The sequence below is a fragment of the Moraxella cuniculi DSM 21768 genome, assembly GCF_900156515.1.
In the GTDB taxonomy this organism is placed as follows: domain Bacteria; phylum Pseudomonadota; class Gammaproteobacteria; order Pseudomonadales; family Moraxellaceae; genus Moraxella; species Moraxella cuniculi.
In genome coordinates, this window is sequence record NZ_FTNU01000014.1 from 1 (window position 1) to 24,383 (window position 24,383).

16 protein-coding genes are annotated in these 24,383 nt (G+C 42.5%); 3 read left to right on the forward strand and 13 right to left on the reverse strand.

What is annotated here, in order from left to right; translation table 11 throughout:
• The 4 genes from BW928_RS11450 to BW928_RS11950 form a co-directional block, all read right to left on the reverse strand.
• Positions 1–272 (reverse strand): ESPR domain-containing protein (locus tag BW928_RS11450; protein WP_144295807.1); only part of this gene is annotated, 272 nt, incomplete at its 3' end.
• Between the two features lie 128 nt (positions 273–400).
• Positions 401–703 carry a hypothetical protein gene (locus BW928_RS08125; protein WP_076555733.1) on the reverse strand — a complete coding sequence of 101 codons (303 nt, stop codon included), beginning with the start codon at positions 701–703 and terminating at the stop codon, positions 401–403.
• Positions 700–918: a CPCC family cysteine-rich protein gene (locus tag BW928_RS08130; RefSeq protein WP_076555734.1), complete on the reverse strand. Its 219-nt coding sequence runs from the start codon at positions 916–918 to the stop codon at positions 700–702. The genes BW928_RS08125 and BW928_RS08130 overlap by 4 nt, the downstream gene beginning before the upstream one ends.
• Positions 908–1,069, reverse strand: a complete 162-nt coding sequence (locus BW928_RS11950; protein ID WP_211277311.1) for a hypothetical protein — start codon at positions 1,067–1,069, stop codon at positions 908–910. The genes BW928_RS08130 and BW928_RS11950 overlap by 11 nt, the downstream gene beginning before the upstream one ends.
• Before the next feature lie 852 nt (positions 1,070–1,921).
• Here BW928_RS11950 and BW928_RS08135 point away from each other — a divergent pair.
• Positions 1,922–2,782 (forward strand): LysR family transcriptional regulator, encoded by an 861-nt coding sequence (locus tag BW928_RS08135; RefSeq protein ID WP_076555735.1) that lies wholly within the window; start codon positions 1,922–1,924, stop codon positions 2,780–2,782.
• Positions 2,783–2,839: 57 nt separating this feature from the next.
• Here the strand turns inward: BW928_RS08135 and BW928_RS08140 are convergent, their stop codons facing one another.
• The 6 genes from BW928_RS08140 to uvrB form a co-directional block, all read right to left on the reverse strand.
• Entirely contained in the window at positions 2,840–5,737 is a 2,898-nt protein-coding gene (locus tag BW928_RS08140) for a type III restriction-modification system endonuclease (RefSeq protein ID WP_076555736.1), read from the reverse strand.
• A gap of 1 nt (position 5,738) precedes the next feature.
• On the reverse strand, positions 5,739–7,706 hold the full coding sequence (locus tag BW928_RS08145) for a site-specific DNA-methyltransferase (protein ID WP_076555737.1): 1,968 nt from the start codon (positions 7,704–7,706) through the stop codon (positions 5,739–5,741).
• A 300-nt stretch (positions 7,707–8,006) separates the two neighbouring features.
• A complete protein-coding gene (gene recD / locus BW928_RS08150) occupies positions 8,007–10,073 on the reverse strand; it encodes an exodeoxyribonuclease V subunit alpha (RefSeq protein ID WP_076555738.1) in 2,067 nt (688 codons plus the stop codon).
• Between the two features lie 11 nt (positions 10,074–10,084).
• Positions 10,085–13,996, reverse strand: a complete 3,912-nt coding sequence (locus BW928_RS08155; RefSeq protein ID WP_076555739.1) for a UvrD-helicase domain-containing protein — start codon at positions 13,994–13,996, stop codon at positions 10,085–10,087.
• 114 nt (positions 13,997–14,110) lie between these two features.
• Positions 14,111–14,704: a uracil-DNA glycosylase family protein gene (locus tag BW928_RS08160; protein ID WP_076555740.1), complete on the reverse strand. Its 594-nt coding sequence runs from the start codon at positions 14,702–14,704 to the stop codon at positions 14,111–14,113.
• Between the two features lie 183 nt (positions 14,705–14,887).
• The gene (gene uvrB, locus BW928_RS08165) at positions 14,888–16,999 is read right to left on the reverse strand and encodes an excinuclease ABC subunit UvrB (RefSeq protein WP_076555741.1); all 2,112 of its coding nucleotides are present in this window, start codon (positions 16,997–16,999) and stop codon (positions 14,888–14,890) included.
• Positions 17,000–17,234: 235 nt separating this feature from the next.
• On the opposite strand from uvrB, the gene BW928_RS08170 reads away from it, so the two are divergent.
• Together BW928_RS08170 and dnaG are read left to right on the forward strand one after the other, a co-directional pair.
• Entirely contained in the window at positions 17,235–18,203 is a 969-nt protein-coding gene (locus tag BW928_RS08170) for an outer membrane protein assembly factor BamD (RefSeq protein ID WP_078310214.1), read from the forward strand.
• Between the two features lie 90 nt (positions 18,204–18,293).
• Entirely contained in the window at positions 18,294–20,282 is a 1,989-nt protein-coding gene (gene dnaG / locus BW928_RS08175; RefSeq protein WP_076555742.1) for a DNA primase, read from the forward strand.
• Positions 20,283–20,434: 152 nt separating this feature from the next.
• Here dnaG and BW928_RS08180 read toward each other — a convergent pair whose 3' ends face one another.
• From BW928_RS08180 to gyrA, 3 genes are all read right to left on the reverse strand, one after another.
• Positions 20,435–20,662: a hypothetical protein gene (locus BW928_RS08180; protein ID WP_227516577.1), complete on the reverse strand. Its 228-nt coding sequence runs from the start codon at positions 20,660–20,662 to the stop codon at positions 20,435–20,437.
• A gap of 28 nt (positions 20,663–20,690) precedes the next feature.
• Positions 20,691–21,374, reverse strand: coding sequence for a glutathione S-transferase family protein (locus tag BW928_RS08185; RefSeq protein ID WP_076555743.1), 684 nt, complete (start codon positions 21,372–21,374; stop codon positions 20,691–20,693).
• A gap of 92 nt (positions 21,375–21,466) precedes the next feature.
• Positions 21,467–24,145, reverse strand: a complete 2,679-nt coding sequence (gene gyrA / locus BW928_RS08190) for a DNA gyrase subunit A (protein ID WP_076555744.1) — start codon at positions 24,143–24,145, stop codon at positions 21,467–21,469.
• Positions 24,146–24,383: the final 238 nt, after the last annotated feature.

A 24,383-nucleotide genomic window follows, 5' to 3' on the forward strand; every position in this document is an offset into this window, starting at 1 on the left:
GAAGTGATGCCACTGGCTGTGGGTAGAACAATGGGTTGTAGTGATTTATCGGCGGATTTGTCGGCTAAGATGGTTGTTGGGGTGTTGGCGTGGGCTGACTGTAAAGCCACAAATACTGCAAAGGATAAAGCGGTTACTTTGCCCATCATGCCTTTTATTGACGGCTTGTTACCAGCACTGACACTGTTACAAGACACACCACGAGCATATTCACAAACCGCCATCCAAGTCTGTGTGGATTTATTAAAGACGGTTTTATAAATATGGTTCACGGTTCAAATCTCTGACAGATAAAAACAATGGTGATATGATTGTAACATTTTAGTATAATGAATACCACTCTATTTTCAGCAGTAAGATTATTTAAATTTCTAGCATATTCATTCTTATAAAACCTATGCTATTGAATAACCATGTCCTTTGTCATACCTTGTGGCACGGGAGGATTGCTTAATTTTTGCACCTCTGGATTGGTGACACCTTTACTTTCTTGAGATTTTCTGCCAGCTTTTCTAGCCTTATCCAACACTTTTTCAGCTTCATCTTTGCTTTTAAAAGCCTTGCTAAGAATTTTGCCTCCAGCCATATTGATGCCAGCCATGCTTTCATCAATAAATACAATACTCAAAAAGCTAAAGAATATCAAAAACTTACCATTCAAACACTGCTGGACATTTTTCTTAGCGTAGGCATGTTCAATCACCTTTTATCTTTTTGTAATAAATAATTTTTTCTATACTCTTTAATAGATAATCCATTAGCACCACCAGAGTAATCTGGGTCTATTATTTGAATTTTATCATATTGCCATAAACATATTGGGCATATATCAAATTCTTCATCTTGATGAAATTTTGTTTGATTACAACACGGACATAAAAATTCACCATCGTTAATAAATGTTATCTTATTGAGCATTCCAATATTTCTCCTTATCTTTTGGCTTAAACATTGTCTTAATACTGTCATTTTTATCTTTGATAACAAAAGTATTCGTAGATGGTTGATAAAAAAGAACATCCCCATCAGATCTAGTTTTTGTTAAGGTTCCAGTAGGTGGATTTTCCACAAAATCTCTTGCAAATCTATCATAGTCATTCTGAGATCTTAATTCAAGAAATTCACTTTTGTGTTTATTCCAATGAGGAGCCTATTTTTGCAGAATATCAAATGCCATGGGGCAATCCGAGATTTCCAGTTGAGATATCAAAGTTGCCATCAGGATTTGTTTTCTAACCAAATACAGCCATTGGACTTCCCACCCTACGCCAGCCACTCACATAAAATCAGGGGTGGTAAGTGTCGCCATCGCTGAGATGGTTGGCAATTGGCTGATAAATAAGGTCGCCGTTAAACCATTCATCAGGATTGTCCAAGATTCTACCCTTGCCTACTTTTCGCATAATTAACTTATATATAGAAATTAATTTTAAATTCTATAGCAAGTTTTCCTAAAATTCTATAACGATTAATATTTTTGCTAATGTATTTTATAGAAGCTATAAGGTGCAGGTGATGATATAGGTGTTTATTAAAATGATAAAAAGAAACTGTCTAAATAAATGATGCTATTTCTAACCAAATCTGCAAAAAGCACTGGCTGGCAAATTTTCTTATAGGTAAGAAACTGAGAAGTTTGCAAAGTTTAAAATAAAACTTCCCACAAATAACCAACAGTCCGATTATCGCTTTATACAAACGCTTATTTCTGCTGTACAAAGTTGGTGATAAAGATATAATGCGTTAGCCGATAATCAAATCACCGCCACAAAGAAAACCATTAAAAGTTAATGAAAATCAATGGGTTATCTTTTCAATCTTATTATAAGACAGTCCTAGCATCAACCAAATCTCAAAAAAAATAATAGAATAATCCCACAAAAAATAATAAAATAACTTCCATATATAAAAAGGAAAACCGATGGATTTAAATAACCTCCGCCTATTTGTGGCGATTGTGCAGACAGGCAGCCTTTCTGCCGCCAGTGAGAAATTGGGCGTGCCGATTGCCACCATCAGCCGCCGTTTGGGCGAGCTGGAACAAGCGTTAAACACGCAACTGCTTGACCGTTCCAAAAAAGGGGCAAAGCCGACAATGGCTGGGCAGCAGCTTTATGAGCAGGTTTATTTGAGCATTGACCAGCTCGCCCAAGCGGAAAATCTGTTTCAGTCTGCACGGTTGAGTGGCGTATTGCGGATTTCAACCTTTTCGGGGTTCAGCCCTTTGTGGGATAAAATCGCCCTGTTTCAGGCACGCTATCCTGATGTGCAGGTGCATTGCCAAATCACCGACCGTGTGGTGGATTTGATTGAGGACGGCATTGATATTGCGGTGCGGTTTGGACAGTTGCAAACCGAAAATGTGATTGCCAAAAAATTCGGCGAAGTCGGCACGAAAATTGTCGCCCACCCTGATTTGTTGGCAAAAGTCGGCACGCCCAAACGCCCCGAAGACTTGGCAAATCTGCCTTGCGTGGCGTGGGCAAAAAACGGACAGCGTGAATTTCATTGGCAATTTGCCGAACAAGCGGTCAAAATTCAGCCCATTTTTACCTCCAACGACAGTTACACTCTCGCCCATTTTGCCAAAAAAGGCTTGGCGTTTTGTTTGCTGTCTGACCACTTTGCCGATCAGCTCATCGCCGAACACGGCTTGGCAGAAGTGCTGACAGATTTCGCCAAACCCGCCTACCCTGTGCATTTGCTGTATTTATCGCAACGCCACCCGTCTAGCTTGGTCAAGGCGTTTTTGGCGATTTGTGAGGAAACACAAGCGGTCTGATTTTTTAAAATTTTGTAAATCGTGCCGTTTGTTATATTTCCCCAATAACGAAATAATTTAATTATCTAAATGATTTCTGAGCAAGGTAGTAATTTCTTGTCCTTCAAACTGCGTTTCAAAGACAACTTTGGTTTGCTGTGATATTTCGCTAAACAATTTTTGAGCGTGTTTGATTTTTTGATTTTCTTCCTTACGTAAAGCATTTGAATCTTCTACATTTTTGCTTTCCAAAATCAAATTTAGCGTTTCACCTGCTGATGTTTTTACAATATAAGCAAAATCAGGTGAGTAAGTTTCACGTCCTGCTACAGGAATTTTGATGGAATTTTTGGGAATTTTGGTAAACACCACGACTTCTTGCACTTGATTATCTATCATATTGCTATGTTCTAATTCGCTATCAAAAAAGACACTTTCAAATAAAAATTCAGCTAAGGGTGTAGCATCATCAAATTGCGCCCCCAAATCAGCTGCATTCACTTCCGTTAAGGCATTGCCTTTTTGATCGGTGAATTTGGTTGGGTGAATACTACCGCCCACACGATGATAGCCCACTTCAAACTCATTAAACGAATTTAATAATAACCAACGATCAAAACCTGCGTGAATCATTTTAATCGTTCGCTCATTCAAAAATTTGGTAATATCCAACTTTTCTTCTTCACGCATCGCAAAAAAGGCTTGGTGCAATGTATTCATCTGAATAAAAGTTTCTTGCGACAATTTTAACAAGAATTTACGATAATTCAGTGTGTTCATTGGTTCAAAAAGTTCATCGTAAATACTTTCGCTTTTTACTGTTGTTAATAAATCATTATTGACGTAAATTTCATTTTTTACCGTGCGGATACCTGTGAGTGTAAATTTATCTGCATTATCACGCAAATATTGTTTAAATAAGTTTAAAAACTCATCTTCGCCATCAATTTTATATTGCAAAATAGCTTTTTGATTGATGGTCTCCCACAAAGCTTTGAGTTCATCATATTTGCCGACACGCATTTTTACTTTTTGGGTTTTGTCGCTGGCAGGTTTAATTTTGCCATTTTTCAAGCAATCAACCTTGAATGCCTTGGGAAATAATTTTTGAGTTTTGCTAAATCCATTTGCCAAAAAATCATCATTATCATCGGTCAAATCTGCCAATTTACTGCGTATGCTTTTCTTAGTTTCATCAGGATAAGCTGCCTGAATTTTCTCAATCAATTCATCGTTTAATGTTGTGAAAATCATTGGCTTACTTACCACACTATTCACTTCCTTGGTCAGAGTTTCGACAAAATCTTTTTCACTGCTATCGACAAAATAATTCAAGAAAAATGCGTGATCTTTAACCCGTGCCATATATTCATTCACAGGCAAACGCAACCCTCGTCCCACTTCCTGTAATTTACTGGTTTCGCTACCACTGGAACGCAATTTACAAATTTGAAATACATTGGGATTATCCCAACCTTCACGCAGCGTCCATTTGGAAAAAATAAATCGGCGTGGATTGTTTAGTGATAATAACGCTTCTTTATCGTGCAAAATTTCAGTGATTTCTTGCTCAATTTTTTCGTCTTTATCACTATTGTCTTGCGAAAAATAACCGCCGTGCGTATTGGCGATATTATTTAATGCCGTTTGCCAATATTGGCATAAAAATCCATCATTTTCATTTTTCAAGCAATTTTCCAATTCAGCTTTTACCATTTGTTCAAATACTTTTTTTAAGCTGTCTGAAAGCTGATTCTGCTCATCACGATAACCTTGAATATCATCAATAAAAAATAGCGTAAGCGGTTTAATTCGCCCGCCTTGTCGTGTAAGTAATTGTTTTTCCAATTGAAAATGTTGTTTAATGGCTTGACGCATCATTTTATCGCGTACTGTATCACTGTAAGAATAAGGGTTGAGCGTATCGCCTTTTTTCATTTCAATGCCATTGCTTAATAACAACTTGGTTTTATTCATTTCTGCAACAAATAAGTCTGAAATGGCGTGATGAATGCGATTTAAATAATCATTTTTGCTTAACCTAAATTCTTGCTTGTTTAAAACAAAAGTAGCTTCTTTGCCGTCCAATTCAATCAGTTTAATCCGTTCACCGTTATCACCGTCAATCTCTTCGGTAAAGGCGCGAATGCCTTTGACCAAATCATCATTAAATGCATCAATGGCGGTTAAGCGATAAACCAAATTTTCAAATTGATTATTAAAAGTTGCCCCATAACGCAAAATAAATTGAGCATTAAATTTTAATAAATTTTCCCAAGTGGTTTTTTCTGTAGGGAATTTATGTGGTTCGTCCACAATCACAAAAGGATTTACCGAGGCTAATGCCTCAAACGGCACATTATATTTATCTTTAATTAAGCAACTACCATCATTGTTTTTATCTTTACCTGCCATTGTGTCCGAGTTAATCATACCTGCGTTAATTAGCAGAATATGGATTTTCTGCGTATCTTCTGCTTCTACAAAACGCACAATTTCAGATGGCATAAATGATTTTTTCGCTTTGCTTTTCTGGCTTTCTACCACATACAGGCTGATTTCTTTATTACCATACCGTCCCGAAAAATCTTTGCGGAAATGTTCAGTCAGAGAGGAACTTGCCAAAAAATTTTTCGTGCCAGCTTTAATGGAAAGGGTTGGCACCACCACAATAAACTTAAACACGCCAAGCAAGCGGTTTAATTCAAACATTGTTTTGGTGTAGGTGTAAGTTTTACCCGTCCCTGTTTCCATTGAAATGTCAATGATATTACTGCCTGAAAGAGGGGCATCACCTATGCCATTAGCCTGTTGGATTTTGCGTAAATTATCTGCTTTTAGATTATCTGAAAGTTTAATAATCGGATTTTCATCAAGGTTGCCTTGATTGGAATTTGCACGATCAAAAACAGACAAAACCGATTCAATTGCACGCTCTTGGTGTGGTAAATTTTTTTCGTAAGTAAAGCCTGCCATTTTAATATCTCGCTAAAACACTTAAATTATTCAACCCTTTTTTATTGGCATAGGTTTTCACTGCTTGGGCTAATTCTTTTTGCATTGCACTGTCCATATTTTTTCCAAATAAAACAATGCGTTCAGGCACAAAATCTGTGTCATTATCCAAGCGATCAATCAAGGCTATAATATGTTCTGATGAGAAACCGCTTGCCAACAAATACAAATGCCCTCGGCAGAAATAAGCGGTATAGCCCGCTAAATCAAGGGGTTGCACTTTTTCAGATAGCATTGAGCCGTCATATACACGCCAAGTGGTTAAAAGCGTGTGTAATTGTTCATCACTGAGCATTGCATTAACGCTATCGGGTAAATCGGGTTGAATGGGGTCAAAATCCTCATTATGGGCGATTTGAAAGTTTGGTTCTGTTTGGTAAATTTTAAAACCAAAATCACCGCTTGCATTGGGGAAATCTTGACAGATCTTGTGGGCTGATTTTTCAATACGGGCTTTGGTAATATCAAAAATCGTTTCATAACCTGCTTTAAATGCCTCTGATTTTTTATCAGTTTTTTCTGGCAACTGCACGCAAATAAATTTTCGATTGCCTCCATCTTCGGCATTGAGTTGCATTACCGCGTGGGCGGTTGTACCGCTGCCTGCAAAGAAGTCCAAAACCAAATCATTACTAGAAGTTGCTATTTTAATAAAATCTTTCAACAACTCTAATGGTTTTGGGTTTTGAAATACTTTTTCATCATCAAATAAATCTTTGATAATAGCTGTTCCATTACCACTACTATATTGTGGCTTATAGAATAATGTTTTTGGTTTTTTAGATGGTAAATCACCTAATGATGGTCTTTGTTTTTTGTATAATGAAATATTTCCATTATTTCTTGAAACAATAATATCATCATTTTTACTCATGAATTTATTTTTACTCCAACGCCACGACATTTCTTGATTATTTGTAATAGGTAAAATATTAATTAATTTTCCGTAATTATTTATAGGTTCCTCATCATCTTCTGTTACAAATATATTGTTATTATCATCAATAAACACTGGGAAAAATAAATTTGGTCTTTTTTCTCTTGGTGCATTTGTTCCTGTTGCTTTTAAATTTGCACCTTGTTTATAAAATCCTTTTTTATCCTTCTTCCACTCATTTAAACTTTCTTCATCAATAGAAAATTCATTCAAAATTAATATTTCTTTATTTTTTGAATATACCAAAGTATATTCATGTGTACCTGCAAAACCAAATTCATCATTATTGCCTTTTAAGTTCATAATAGTGGGCAATTCCGCAACAAAATTCTCTTCCCCAAATACTTCATCACACAAAATTTTCAACTGTGCCTGTTCATTATCATCAATACTAATAAAAATCACGCCATCTTCACGCAATAATTCACGGGCGATATACAAACGCGGATACATAAAGGTCAGCCACGCACTGTGGGAATTGGATTTTTTAGCGGTAAATTCCAGCACACGCTTAGCCTCGTCCAAATCCATACCGCCTAATTCAGCGAGCTGTTCAGGGGTAAATTTACGGTCATCTTGATAGACAAAACCGTCCGAACCCGTGTTATACGGCGGATCAATGTAAATCATCTTGATTTGGTTTTTGTAGGCGTTTTTTAGGTGTTTCAGCACTTCCAAATTATCGCCTTTGATGAGCAAATTTTCGCTATTGGCGTTTTGAGGCAGACTGTTGTGTGCGGTATCTTCAGCAAGCAAAGTTGCAGGCGGTGCGTCTTTTAATACTTTGGCATAAGATTTGCCGAGCCAATTTAAGCTGTAACTTTCCTTTTGGGTGGCAATGCCATCTGAATGCACAATTTCTGCCATTTTGTCAGGCAAAAATGCACCGTGTTTGTCAAAACAGTTCGGGAAATACTGTTTTAAAAGGGCAATTTGTGGATTTTCAGGCTGTGCGTTTGATGAAAACAAGATTTCTTGGGTAAGATTATTCATTGCTTACCCCCTTGTTTTTCTTGTAAATTATTTAAATTGGGAGTATAATCTGATTGATTGATTGATTGATTGATTGATTGATTGATTGATTGATTGATTGATTGATTGATTGATTGATTGATTGATTGATTGATTTACCATAACTATATCCTTAATATCAATAAATAAACAGGTTTGTCTAGTTAAAATCCCCAATTTTGCACAGTCTATTTGACCGCGTGCCAAAACAGACAACGAATTCTAGCAAATTTGCAAAAAATTCTCAACCAAACCTGTCATCTTTCGTGTATAAGCAGCCAACTAACCCACCTGCGTGATGATTTCTGCTGTTTTTGCCAAGCCTGTTTGGCGAATGGTTGGCGTTGTCATCGCCTGCGTGATGGCATCAGCAGTGCTAAAAATTTGCACCTGTGATTTGGCACGCGTAACCGCCGTGTAGAATAACTCTTTGGACAAAAGCCGTGCATTATTCTCATCAAACACCACCGCCACCTGCTGCCATTCTGAACCTTGTGATTTATGCACCGTGATGGCATAGGCAGTCGTTACCACCGCATCGCTGATGAGCTGTGCTGGCACTGCACGCAGCGACTCTCCCTCAAAATACACCGTCAAGCCCGTGCGTGCGTACAAACAAATACCAACATCACCATTAAACAAGCCAAACTCATACAAATTCTTATTAATCATCACCACACACCCATGATACCAATCAGACAAAGAGGCGGGCATTTTTTGGTATTTTTTGTGAATTTTGGTTAAATATTCATTAATTTTTTCATCACCAAAATCCCCTTTGTGAGCGGCACACAAGATACGATATTTATTCAAAATATTAAATAAATTATTAATAAATTCTGGTATTGTATCATCGGATAATTTTGCAAACTCAAAGCGAGAAGCATAAGTTGCCGCAAAAAAATCCTGATAAGGCTGTGCCAGCTGCTCATAGCACGATGACGGCTCAACAAAAGCCTCAATGTCGGTATATGCCACATCATGACAGGCTTGGTGCAACTGGGTAAATGCCAAAAATGCCTTGTTGTCATACGATTGCTGATTGATAAGCGTTGCCAATCTACCAACGCCAGACTTGCCATCAAATCGCCTTGACTCGTCCAAATGCACGCGCAAATCGCCCAAGCTGTCAATACGGCATAAATCCGCCAGTACCGCACCAGCATCAACCGCCGCCAACTGATTGGCATCGCCCAGCAAAATCACACGACACCCTGTAGCAATGGCAGCAAAAAGCTGACTGGCCAGCTCCACGCCCAGCATTGATGCCTCATCGATGATAATCATGTCCTGTGGCAGTGGATTATCAGCATGATGCCTAGCCTGACCATTGGTGCCGATACCGAGCAGACGGTGAATGGTTTTTGGCTCTGGCAATTGCAATTCCACATCATCAGGCATGGCTGCTTGTAATGACTCACCCATTCGCTGTGCCGCCTTGCCTGTTGGTGCTACCAAAGACAGCCTGACAGGCACTTGCTGCCTAGCCAGTGCGATGACAATCTGTGCCACCGTGAATGTCTTGCCCGTACCCGGCCCCCCTGTGATGATGCCAAATGCCTGATTGCCAATCATCGCCATCGCTGCACGCTGCTTATCATTAATACCGTCAGGTATGTCCAGCGAAAACTGTGGCACATTCGCCCCAGCCAGTCGGATAATATGTCTCATCAGCAGCATCTCTGCCTGATAAGCACGATGCGTCCATAGCCACAAAATCTCGTGCTGATACACATAGTCAATCGGTGGCTGTAAGTACAATAACGCCACCGATGTCGTTTGTTGTGCTTTGATAATATCAGCAAAAAAAAGATTAGATTGCAAAGTTTTGACCAAATCTGGCAAGCTTCGGATTTTATTCATCACAAAAAACGCACGCAAGAGCAGCTCAAACACTGCCAACAGATGGCTAATCTGTGCATGATTGTGGGTGTTTTTGTTCAAACTTGCCATATAGCGATGCTTAAGTCTAGCAATCAATACCGACCAGTCGGTCTTTGATTCTGAATGACTGGCATTTTGTATGGTGCAGAATATATCGGCAAAATCCACCACCTCGCCTGCTGCCTGCTGTAGCGTGTCAAGCACAGGGCTTAGGCAGGTAATTTGCCACTTTGGCAGATGATTTGCCAACGCAAATTTATCATCAGATGAAACGCCAAGCACCATCACCGTATGCCCATCATTAATCAGCAAAAACAACGCATATTGCAGCAGATGATACAGAACTTCTGCCGATTTTGGCAAATCGGTCGCCCCATCTAGCATATTTTTTGATTCATACCATTGGCGATTATCAGCAACTCGCTGGCTAACATAATTCCCAATGGCGGTGGTGTATATGGTCATGATTTATTCCATTATAAAATACGGTCAAGCTCAATAATCAGCTCAAGCGGTGGTTGCCACAACAAGCGTCCTGCCACTGTATCGTGCGGATAAATGCCACGCAAAAACACATATTCCACACCCCCCAAATAGCGTGCCTCGTTGCCATCATAATCAGCGATGCGAACTTTTAATAAACGATGCAGAGCAACCTGATAAATCGCCGCCTGTAGCCAATAACCCGCCCGATTCATTGCCTGCTCAAGATTGGCACTGGTGTAATCATCAATGCCATCGCCCAGATAGTTTGATTTATAATCCACCACATAAAACTTGCCTGCCGACTCATATACCAAGTCAATCTCGCCACGCAAATAACGGTAGCATACATCGGTATAATCATCATCAAGCAATATCAAACTTTTGTCGCTATATTTGGCAAAAACTTCATTTATCAAAGCAACAGAAAATTGCTCGCCAAGTCCCATCACAAAGCCCAGCTCTCGCAGCTGCTGAACTCTGGCAAGCTCTGCCAATGCCGTATGCGAAGCGGCAAACTTCGCCCAAGCAATATCATAAAGCCACGCAACCAACTGCCGATGTTCACAGTAAGCTGTGGCATCCTCATTGGGCTGTAGATATTTTTCTGGCAAACCAAGCCGCCTGCCCTGCTCTGCCACCACCGCTGCGATTCGCTCATACGCCACCGCCATATCTATCACGCCCATCTCGTCCGTTGGCAGATATTGCAATACTTTGTGCAAAAATTCACCTGCCACCGCCCCTTTGATAAAATCAGCACGAATCTCGGTACCGTCCGTCAGTGCCTCATCGGTCATCAACTCACCAAGCCTATCACTGTGCCTATCATCAGGTGCCAACTGCTGACTATCCAGCCTAGTGATTAATGCCGTAAAGCTGGTTTTATGCTCGGCGATAAAGGTATTTTTGTGCATTATCTGCGACCATGGCACATAAGCCTTGGGTTCTAGCTTGTCAATGTGCTGCTCATACCGTGTGTCAAGCAGTGGCACATCCTCCATCTTAATCCAGCCAACCTGCCCATCAAGGCGACAAGCCAAGCTAAGTGCCTTATCATTGGTATTTTCAAGCCACTGAAAAATCGGTCTTTGTGCCAATTTTGTCGCTGCGTGTGCATCTGTCGCCACCACATACAGCTGCTCGGACGCTCGGGTGAGAGCCACATAACCAAGCCGTCTTTTTTCGTCAATTTGTTCTTTGTCGTCAAGTTTGGCATAATAATTATCATCGCCATGCTTATTTGCCGTCGCTGACAGACGACGCTGATACTGCTCATCACTATATGCATAAAGTTGTAACGGCACTCTACTGTTCAATCCCCTATCCAGACCCAGCACATACACGATGGCAAACTCAAGCCCCTTGGATTTATGCACAGTCATCAAATGCACACCAGACTCGCCCAGCAAATTACTGCGTTTATTGTCCTCATTTGCCTCTTTGTGCATCTGTTGATGATACCATTTGATAAACACAAGCGGATTGATTGCAACACTCTCATTGCCACACAGCTCAACCACCCGTTCCAAATCTGCCAAATATCGCTCACCCAGACCAGCTGCCGATAGCCACAGCGATGGATTGGCTTGTGATGATTGTGATGCAATATCAATTGGTGTATGTTGCAAAGCATAGCCCAACGCACTTGCCAATCCTGATTTTTGCCACTTATCCCAAATGCGTCTAAGATAACTTGCCAGCTTGATTTTGGCAGTTGTATGTGTGGTAGATTTGTCATCTGACAGTATCGCCATCGCCTCATCCAGCGTCAAGCCAACAATGTCAGACACCAGCCAATTGGCAAGATATTCTTGACGATTTTGATACACAACCGCTTGCAACAATGCCAAAACATCGGCAGCCGCTTGGGTTGTAAAGACATTTTCATCTCTTGGGCTGACGCAATTAATACCCAATTGCGTCAAAGCCTGAGCGATGGGCATCAGAGCCGCTGTGGTATAAGACAACACAGCAATATCACTAGGGTTAATGGCACGACCCGAGATGGTATGCTGGCTTTGTAATATATAGTTAATGTGAGCGGCGATGGCATAATCTTGATAAGACCGCTTATCTTCACTGACATGATTAAAATGCAAAATGCTGACGGGCGTACTGCCAAGCACGGCATCGCTTTTGGTATTTTGCCAGCTTAATGCTTGCGTTTGCTGGTGAGCGTTGATCGTACGATAAAAAATACCCTCACCCAGATTGGCATGATTTTCCACGCCTACGCCGCCATTATCAACAAACCATGTGTTAAGTGCCGAGATTAATTTGGCATTTGAGCGGCGATTAACATCAAGCACCAAAGACTGATTAATCAGCGGTTCACCACTGGTTGATTTGCCAAAATTCTTGATAAAATTATAATTGGCAACATCACCGCCACGGAACCGATAAATCGCCTGCTTGGGGTCGCCAACCAACAACAAAAAACCACGAGGCAACTTCGGTTTATCACCACCTACCTGCTGATAACGATGAAGATTTTTTTGATAATTGAGCAGTTCGTCCAGATAAATCAGACGAATCAATTCCGCCTGCAAACCATTAATATCTTGCGATTCATCAATCAGTGCCACAGGATAATGATGACGGATATGGCGTGCCAACGCAGGGTTGTTTTTTAATGCCGCATTAAGTCGCACCATCTGCAAGGTAAATGTCGTCTGCCCGACACTTTCCATCAAGCCTGCAATATTATCACGAACCTTATTAATGATATTTATCGCAATAACAGCCTGATGCTGCTTAACACAATTGTCAAGAAACTCAGCAAAACCACACAGCTGCTGCAAACGCTCCAGCGGCAACTGCAAAAATGCCTGCACCTGCTGATCGCTTGCTTTTTTTGTAAAAATATCCCATTTACCCCTGCCAACTTCTAGGGTTTTTTGTTGAAATTTTTGCTGATTTTCATTGAGATGATGAATAAAATCAACGCCATGCACCCGTGCCAAATCGACCAACTCTGGCAACAAGTTTAACGATTTGGAAAATGTCAATGCCAACTTGATGCCATTTTCCCTGCGATATTCCTGCTGAAAATACGGCTCAAAACCCGAAAAATCAGTCGCCAAAATCTCGTTTAGATGGTCTTGTATCTCCGCCATGCTCGGTGCGTGTGGCGGTGTATCAATCGGCGAACCAAAGAAATTCATCGCCTGATTTGCCATATTGGCAATGCCATCAATATTGCCAAAAAATTTGGGTGAATTTTTCTTAAGTAATTGATAAATTTCAGGATTGTTATTTTTTAGCCTAATTTCTTCGGCACGCAGTCCATCATGCACCAAGGCAAAGACCCTATCACTTGCATCGGTAAGCATCTCAAGATCGCTCTGATGACCAATTTGTGCTGCAAATTCCTTCAGCCATTTTTGGGCAAGACTGTCTAGCGTTCCGACAAATAATTTATCAAGTGTGGTTAATAATAATGAAGTTCTATTGATAACTTCTGCTAAATAATTAATAGGCTGATTAAGAATAAATTGCAACAAATGCACATTGATAGGATCGTCAGAGTCATACCCTGCCAGCCTTGCCTGATTGATAATATCATCAAAAATTTCGGTTTTGTTTTGTAGCCCGAACCATGCTGGCTTTTGTGCTTGCATTGACTGCAGCCAACGCAGCAGAGCATAAAAATCATGCAACCGCTCGCTGATACGCTCCTGCATTTCGGCCGCTGCCGCACGGGTAAAGGTTGTTGCAATAATCCGCTCGGGCGGGTATCGTTTCTCGATTAATAATCGCAAAATAATTCCCGTCAGCGTCCAAGTCTTGCCCGTACCAGCCGAAGCCTCAATCAAATACGCCTCTTCAAGACTACAGTCAATGGCGGCAATGCCTGTGTGATTTTTGGTATTTTGGGACGAGGATAAGCTGGCGTTTGACATGATGATTTCTTGATATGGGGCAAGTGGCGATGATGATACATGATATCATTAAACCTGCCAAAATTGATGAATTATTGTAGCAAATTCCTCAACAAAATTCATCACCAAAGCAAACTAACATCTCATATCCGACAACAGCCCAATTGCAGCAAACGCCTGCCGATAACTCTCCGCTTTATGCTCAAGGCGTAAAGGATAAGCCCGTGATGATGATGGCAGACGGTATAAAGCGATGGGCTTTTGATGGATTATTAAATCCACCGATTGCCCAACTTTTGGCGGTGCTGTAGCATAGGTTTCACATAGAATCTGTGTAGCCTTTTCGCCTGTGGTGATGATACTGGTGCAATTGGGTAATTTTTCCAAAATCGCTGCGATATCCATCGGTGTGATAATTTCAAGAAATTTATCCGAAGCATTGTTGTGCAAGCGTTTGATTTGATAAGCGGTATCACTGATGGCAATACCATAATTTATTAGAAAATCTTCAATATTATCTTGGATAAATGTTTTGTTATGCTTATCAATGAATTTGTCTTGATTGGCAAAAAATACCAAACCCATAATTCGCCAAAAATCATTGTTAAAATTCGGATAATAAAAGTTCATTTTCCAACGCAGCTTTGGTGGCGGAAAACTGCCCAAAATCAGCACCTTGGCATTGGGCGGAATAAATGGGGGTAATGGGTGGGTTTCAATAGTACTCATATTACAAAACCAGTTCTTTTGACAAAAGCAATGTTTACAAATATGGCAATTGATCTGAGCAGAGTTGCATTTTGCCATCAACCAATTCTTTATTTATACAAAAATCCCCATTTGCTAAAAAAGCAAAGTTACCATGATAAAAATCATCACACCTTTTGGTGTAAAATTTAAAAACCACACCTGCTATTTCACCAACAATTCTTTCAATGCAAGCATCGTATCACGCACTTTCATCGCTTCTTCAAATTTTAGCTCTCGTGATAGTGCCTGCATTTGTTTTTCAAGACGAGCAATTTCTTTGGCAAGCAGCTTCGGTGAGTGCAAAATGCTCTCGTCCACACCTTGCAATGCCTTAGATAGAACAATCTGCACCACTTCGGTATTGTCATCATCGCCCGTGTCAATCTTGTCGGTGATTTGACGCGTGGCGGATTTTGGCGTGATGCCATGCTCGGTATTGTAGGCGATTTGCTTGGCTCGGCGGCGTTCGGTTTCTTCCATCGCCTTGTGCATACTTGGCGTAATGCTATCGGCATATAGAATGGCTTTGCCATTGACATGGCGAGCGGCACGCCCAATGGTCTGAATCAGCGACCGCTCCGAGCGTAAAAAACCCTCCTTGTCTGCATCAAAAATCGCCACCAAAGAAACCTCTGGCATATCCAAGCCCTCACGCAACAAGTTAATCCCTACCAGCACATCATGCACACCTGTGCGTAATTCATGGATAATTTTCATCCGTTCAACAGTGTCAATATCACTGTGCAAATAAGCGACTTTGATGCCGTATTCCTTTAAATAACTGGTCAAATCCTCCGCCATGCGTTTGGTCAAAACCGTAATCAGCACCCGCTCATCTACTGCTTTTCGGGCATTAATTTCGCCCAGCACATCATCTACCTGCGTCAATACAGGGCGTATCTCCAGCACAGGATCGACAAGCCCTGTTGGCCGCACCACCTGCTCTACCACTTGTTCGCTGTTTTCGAGTTCATACTGGGCAGGCGTTGCCGATACATAGATGGTAGAAGGAGCGATACGCTCCCATTCGGCAAATTTCATCGGACGATTGTCCAATGCAGATGGCAAACGAAAGCCATAATTTACCAGCGTCTCTTTGCGACTTCTGTCACCCTTGTACATCGCTCCAATCTGTGGCACAGTAACATGGCTTTCGTCAATAAACAACAAAGCGTCAGGCGGAATGTAGTCAAACAAAGTTGGCGGTGCCTCGCCTGCAGGTCTGCCCGACAGATGACGAGAATAATTCTCAATACCGTTACAATAGCCCAACTGCTGAATCATTTCCAAATCATGCTGAGTGCGTTCTTTGATACGCTGTGCCTCTATCAATTTGTCATGACTGCGAAAATATTCCAATCGCTCGGCAAGCTCTGCCTTGATGGTCTCGGAGGCTGCCATGAGTTTGTCTTTTGGGGTAACATAGTGCGATTTTGGATAAATGGTAATGCGTGGCACAGATTTGATGGTTTTTCCTGTCAAAGGGTCAAACCAAGTGATTTTCTCCACTTCGTCATCAAACATCGCCACACGCACCGCAAGGCTTTCGCTCTCGGCAGGATAAATATCCAAAGTCTCGCCACGAATGCGGTAAGTACCTCGCCCAAAATCCAGCTCATTGCGTTCATATTGCAGCTCCACCAACCGCTTAATAATGGCGGTACGATCCACTTTATCACCCACCACCAGATGCAGCAGCATTTTTAGGTAGCTTTCGGGGTCGCCCAAGCCATAAATTGCCGATACCGATGCAATAATAATCGCATCACGCCGCTCAAGCAACGCACGAGTAGCAGACAATCGCATCTGGTCAATATGATCGTTAATCGCACTGTCTTTTTCGATAAAAGTATCACTGGCTGGCACATAGGCTTCTGGCTGATAATAGTCATAATAGCTGACAAAATACTCCACGGCATTATGCGGAAAAAACGCCTTAAACTCGCCATACAGCTGAGCTGCCAAAGTTTTGTTATGAGCCATGATAATCGCAGGTCGTCCGCACTCGGCGATGACCTTTGCCATTGTGTAGGTCTTGCCAGAGCCAGTAACCCCAAGCAATAACTGACCATGCATACCCTGCTCCACCCCCCGAACAAGGCTTGCGATGGCAGTCGGCTGATCACCCGATGGCTCAAACTCCGTTACCATCTGAAATGCCTGACTGCCGATTTGTGTGCCTGATACATTTACCCCTGTTAATTGAGCTTCGTCTTGTAGCTGTTTGGCAAGCTGATTGGTCTGGATTTGGCTGCGTGTGGCTGGCTGTCTCATGGTCGCTCCTGTGGCTATTATCTTATCTATATAGGGTCTTGATAAGAATTTTAAACCACAATATGACAAATCTATCAAAGCAATGCCTGATATTTGGACAATAAACAAACACTTACCCGTTTGGCACCGCTACCAGCCAAGCCATCAGTAAATCATTGCGTGTTGCGTTGTCTTAGTCCAAAAAACATGCTAAACTAGCCAAAAGTTTATTTAAAAATAACATCGAGTATTTATCATGAAAACAACGCACAAAAACCTACTGGTCGCCATGACTGTCAGCACCTTGGCCATCAGTGGCTGTACCAGTATCGGCAAAATGCTGGATAAAAAACCAGAAACCATTGCAACTGCCGAAAAAAGCGATGCCGCCTATTATCAAGAAGCCACCACTGCACTTGATAAGGGCTATAACCGAGAAGCCATCGATGCCCTCAACAATATTCGCACCTTTTACCCCACAGGACGATATGCCGAACAAGCCTTGCTTGACTTGATTTATGCACAATATCAAGCCAATGATTTTGAGGCGGTAACTGCCAGCACTGCTGAATTTATCCGCCTATATCCGACCAGCCAGTCGGTAGATTATGCCCTGTATGTACAAGGCGTAACCAACATGGGTGGTGCCCCAAAAGCCTCACGCTTATTCAATCTAGACCAAGCACAGCGTGATACCACTTATTTGCGTTTGGCATTTCAGGATTTTCAAAATTTACTTAACAATTATCCAAACAGTGCCTATGCTGGTGATGCTGCCCAACGCATGATTGCTATTTATAATGAATTTGCCGAAAATGAACTGGTTGCTGCACGCTGGTATGTCAAGCGAGATGCACTGGTTGCTGCCGCCAACCGTGCCAAATGGGTGTTTCAATACTACCCAACTTCAACTGGTGTGCCAGAAGCAATTGCAATCTTGGCATATGCCAATGACAATCTTGGCTTGACAGAAACCGCCAACCAATACAAAACCTTGTTAAAAATCAATTATCCAGAATACCTAAACCAAGATGGCTCGGTGCGTTTGAGCGATACGCAAGCAAAAACTCGCGGTCAAAAACTACTCTCTGCTGTCAGCTTTGGCAAGCTGGGTCGAGCAAACAATAAAACAGACGGCTATCAAGGTCAATACAATGGGCAAACTCGTACGCAAGTGATTGAGCAAGCAAATAGCTTGACCCTACCAAATCGCAACAATCAATAATTAACCAGCACTTAACAATCACCCAACCGATTGTTAAGTGCCAATTTTGGTATCATCAAAGCGACAAGGCGTACCACAACAAAGACAACCATGCAAATACCAGAGACACTTCTTGAGCAGCTAAACAGCCAAGCAGATTTGGTCGGCATGATTGGCAAACATACCACCTTAAAGCCAGCAGGTCGTGAATTTAAGGGGTGTTGCCCTTTTCATGGCGAAAAAACCCCTTCTTTTTATGTCAATCCCGAGACCAATTTATACTACTGCTTTGGTTGTCATGCCAAAGGCAATGCCATTGGTTTTTTAAAGGATTTTGAACGATTTAGCTTTATTGAAGCGGTAACATATCTGTCCGAACAAACAGGCATTGAGCTGCCAAAAGACGATAATTATCAAAAAAAACTAAAATATAAAAAAATAATAAAAAGCGAAGGTGCAAAGCCTTATCCTGCAGCTCATCACCATTTTGACGATACCAGTCTACAGGATAGCAATCACAAACCGACTGTTATAGCGACAGATTGGCAGCCTAATCAGCCCCCTGCCCAAGAACAAGCACAGGGTGATTTATACAGCCTACTTGACAGTATTTGTCAGTATTATCAATTTATGCTACACAGCACTCCAGCTGCCAAGCAGTATTTTCTTGACCGAGGGTTAAGCGAGCAGACCATTACTGCCTTTGGCTTGGGCTATGCACCAGAAGGCTGGCAACATCTTGAGCAGGTTTTTCCCCAAGACCTTGAGGGCTTGCAGATACTGGGTCTGGTGCGTCAATCCAAGACCGATGGACGCACATTTGACCTATTAAGGCATCGCGTTATTTTTCCCATCAGAGACAATCAGGGTCGGGTGATTGGTTTTGCAGGTCGTAGTTTGGGCGATGAAATGCCAAAGTACATCAACTCCAGCGAGTCGCCTGTGTTTCAAAAACAGCACATTTTATATGGGCTTTATGAAGCTCGCAAGCAAAAAGCCAGTGATTATTTGGTCGTTGAGGGATACATGGATGTCATCAGCTTGTACCAAGCTGGTATCTATGGGGCGGTTGCTCCAATGGGAACGGCAGTCAATCAAAAACAAATCGAACGACTGCTACGCTACAATCCCAAATTGACCCTGTGCTTTGATGGTGATAATGCAGGTCAGCGTGCTGCATGGCGAACGCTTGAGGTGGCAGCTCCCATCTTGTATGATGACAAAGAACTGCGTTTTTTAATCCTGCCAGACAATCACGACCCTGACACTTATATTCAGGCACATGGTGCAGAAGCCATGCGTCAAGCCATTGACAAGGCACTTAGCTTATCGGCATACCTATACAGCGTCTTGGCGAGCCAGTACGATCTGACACGCCCTGAATCAAAGGCTCATGCCATGGCGGCACTACGTGAATTGACCGAGCAACTCCCCAAAGGCTCAAGCCTAAAATGGTGGCTTAGCAGTGATATCTACCAAAAAATCAAAGCACTGGGCAATAACCGCTATCCAAGCTCCACGGTTGATGTGATTGATTATACGCACGATGCCACAGATACCATCAGCGAGATAGGGTTGTACCTGCTGCACAACCCAGCCCTGCTCACGCCCGACCCTTTGGCATATATCATCACAAACTCTGGTATGGATACAGCCCATCTGGCACTGTCGGAGCGGCTGACAAATCAAGCAATCACACCACCAGAACTGCCCTCTTGGCAAAATCTTGCCAGCCCAATGCTGAGCGAAATCATCGCCACCATACAAGCCCTACCTGACGAGCTGGTTTATGATGATACAGTTGATGCCAATCAGCGAGCTTACTTCATTATCGCTGCCATGAGTGATGAAACCAAGCAACAACTGACCACGCATTGGCAGCATTTCACCCAAACCAAAATCACCCAAAAAGTGCAAGATAACAGGCCGCTATTTTTTGAGATTTTATGTAATGCGATTCAAGATTGGCTAAAAAATGAACAGCAAAAAAATAGCCGCAGCCTGCTTTTGAGTGAAATCTATAAACGCCGCCTGCAAGCACTAAACCACTGGGACGCCCTGCACAACAAAGCACCTTTGGCAGAGATTTTGACAAAATAACCAGTCGCCAAACCCTACGGAGCTACTCTGGCATGATGCGGTTTTGGCATGAATGCAATAGGCAGGATTAAGACTGGCTTGATGGGCATTTTACTGGCACATTCATGGCAAAAAAGCAAAAGTTACAAACGCCCACAAGCAAGTCAGTAAGTCTATGGCGATACTTTGGCGGATTGGCTTGGCTGGCATACAATCACACCATCTTGACCAACAGGCTCTTGATTGAGTGATTTGCAATAATTCATCTGCCGAGACTGATGTGCCAAAAACCCTGCAACAAAGCTCATTATGCACAACGAAAGCACCAATATCTTGGTAGCCACACGGCGTATTAAGGTATTGCTGCTTGATTGTATAACTGGTTGATTATTGGTAGACATGGTTTAATTGATTCATTGCACAATATGATTATAATGGCTCACCCGCCAGCTCTTTGGCACGCACAAAGGCTGCTCTTTGCTCACAGCGGACAAGCCATGCTTGGATATTTGGATGGTTGCTGGTTATTTTATTGGCAAGTTTGGCACCGTATACCGCCAAATACATCTGAATATCCGCTGCACTAAACCGCTCCGCCAGCCACGGTTGTTTATCAAGCGTTGTCTCTATCATTGCAAGTGCTTTGGTGATATTTTTTGCCAAAACTGCATGATTGATGGCGGTGGTGAATTTTTTTGCCACAGGCTTGACAAACCATGGGGATTTTTTGACAGATTTTCGTAAAATCAGCCCCATCACCAACGGTGGCATCAGCGTTCCTTCGGCAAAATGCAACCAATACACATAATCACGCCACAGCTTAGCCTCACTGGGGCGAAATTGCATTTTTGTATCATAATTTGTTAGTAAATATTCAATAATTGCTGCCGACTCTGCCATGCTCTGCTCACCGACTGCTAAGGTGTCATCAAGCAAAATCGGAGCTTTGCCCATTGGGTGAATCTCGGTCAATGACTCAGGTGCCAGCAAAGTTTTGCTGTCTCTATCTATGGTGTGCAGCTGATAATCTATCGGATAATGCAGTTTTAATTCCTCAAGCAGCCACACAACGCGAAACGATCGAGAATTTTTCAAATGGTATAAATGCAACATACACACCGCCCTAACGCCAGTTAAGCTGAGTAGCAACACTGGCAGTTTGCCCAATAAACAAGCCCAAACATCATCAGCTTGGGTTTGTCCAGTTATTCCACCGCAGTCTCATTATCAGATGGTTCAATGCTCTCATCGGCAGATTCTTCATCTTCATGCTCAACACAAGCCATGCCGACAAGCACCTCTTCGTCCATGATGCGAATCAGCTTCACGCCTTGTGCGTTGCGTCCAGCGATTGCGATTTGAGCCACAGGCGTACGCACCAATGTACCTTTATCAGAGATTAAGATAACATCTTCCTCACCTGTTACCGCCACCGCCTTGACCAGCTGACCGTTGCGTTCAGAAGTTTTGATAGCAATCACACCCTTGCCGCCACGGCCTTTGGTTGGATAATCTTCAATCGCTGTGCGTTTGCCAAAACCGTTTTCACAAGCACACAAAATCTCACCTGATGCTGGCACCACCACCAACGATACCACACGGCTAACGGCAAAACCATCATCGGCGTCATCGGTATCGTCATCGATAGGCTCTTCATCATCAACACCTGCCAGCAGGTTCACACGCATACCACGCACACCTTTGGCGATACGGCTCATGGTGCGAATGCTGTTTTCTTTAAAGCGGATTGCTTTACCTTCATTGCTAAACAGCATAATTTCTTGTTCGCCATCAGTAATTGCCACACCGATAAGCGTATCACCTTCTGCCAAATCAATGGCACGCAAACCATTGGCACGCAAATTGGCAAATTGCGATAATGCCACTCGTTTTACTGTGCCTGATGCTGTTGCAAAAAATACAAAACTTTGTTCGTCTTTTAAATCCGCCACAGGCAAAATCGCCGTTACCGACTCTTCTGGCTCTAGGTTGATAAGATTAACCAAAGGACGGCCTTTTGAGCCACGACTTGCCAACGGAATCTCAAACCCACGCAAGCCAAACACACGCCCTGTATTGGTAAAGCACATGATATGTGCATGGGTGCTGGTAACTAACAAATGCTCAATCACATCGTCTTCTTTCATGGCGGTTGCCGAACGACCTTTGCCACCTCGTTTTTGGGCTTGGTAATCGCTGATCGGTTGCGTTTTGGCATAGCCTGTGCGAGAGACTGTCAGCACGACGGTTTGTTCAGGGATTAAATCCTCTCGGTTAAAATCATGGCGAGCATCAACAATGTCTGTTCTGCGTTCATCGCCAAACTCATCGCGAATCTCAACAAGCTCGCCACGCACCACACCCATCAGCACTTCAAAATCATTCAAAATGCGATTAAGACGAGCAATTTCGCCCAAAATCTCTTGGTATTCACCAGTTAATTTGTCTTGCTCCAAGCCAGTTAGGCGATGCAGCTGCATATCCAAGATGGCATTTACCTGATCTGGCGACAAACGATAGCGTGTCTTACCATCAATCAAGCCGTACGGTGCATTCAAATCCTCACCGTCAATAATCTCGGGTCGGATTGAGTCCGCACCAGCCGCCTCAAGCATCGCCACCACCCCAGCAGACTGCCAAGTGCGAGCCAACAAATTATCCCGTGCCTGACTGCGGTTGGCAGAGTTTTTGATAAGCTCCAAAACTTCATCAATGTTCGCCAAAGCAATCGCCAGCCCTTCTAGCAAATGACCACGCACCAAGGCTTTGTTTAGCTCAAAAATCGTGCGGCGTGTTACCACCTCTTGACGATGACGGATAAATGCCGCCACCAAATCTTTTAGCGTCATCAACTTAGGCTGACCATTATCCAGTGCCACCATGTTGATACTAAAGCTGGTTTCAAGTGGTGTCTGGCTAAATAGATTGTTTACCATCACTTCAGCATTTTCGCCACGGCGTAAATCAATCGCAACACGCACGCCCTCTTTGTCAGACTCATCACGAATCTCGGTAATACCCTCAATCTTTTTGGCATTCACCAAATCAGCGATATGCTTGATAAGATTTGCTTTATTGACTTGGTAGGGAATTTCGGTAAAAACAATGCGTTCACGGTCTTTATTGGCACCGCTTTCACCCATCGGTTCAATATGATAACGACCACGAATATGCAAACGACCCTTACCTGTGCGATACGCATCAACAATGCCACTTCTGCCATAGATAATACCGCCCGTCGGAAAATCTGGGCCCGAGATATGCGTAATCAGCTCATCGGTTGAGATATTTGGGTTGTCTGCATAAGCAAGGCAGGCGTTTAGCACCTCTGTTAGGTTGTGCGGTGCCATGTTGGTTGCCATACCAACGGCAATCCCTGCTGCACCATTGACCAGCAAATTGGGAATCCGTGCAGGCAACACACTTGGCATTTTCATCGAGCCATCGTAGTTATCCTCCCAATCCACCGTATCCTTATCAAGGTCAGCAAGCATCTTGTGCGTGAGTTTCTGCATTTTCATTTCGGTATAACGCATTGCTGCTGGTGGGTCGCCGTCCATTGAGCCAAAGTTACCCTGACCATTGACCAGCATATACCGCAAACTAAAATCCTGTGCCATACGCACGATGGCATCATACACAGCGGTATCACCATGTGGGTGATATTTACCGATAACATCGCCCACCACACGGGCAGATTTTAGGTATTTTTTATTGTAGTCATTGCCCAGCTCATGCATGGCGTACAAAATGCGGCGATGCACAGGCTTTAGACCATCACGCACATCGGGCAAAGCACGCGAGACGATGACGCTCATTGCATAGTCCAGATATGACCGCTTTAATTCATCGACAATGCCAATGGGGCTGACCGAATCACTCATAAAAAATCCTTGTCAAAAATGCAATAATCAGCAAATCTGCCACCAAGTTCAGTTTTGCAAATCATCACTTATCAAGATTGTTCATTAACAAAATAACGCATTATTTTAGCACAAAATGGGCAAATTTTGTATCAAAATCGATGCAGTTTGTGCCGTTTGCCAACAACATTATAGAAATTTGCACAAAGTTTGTACAATTCATTGACAAAATAAGCAAACCTATGCCGAATAGACATCA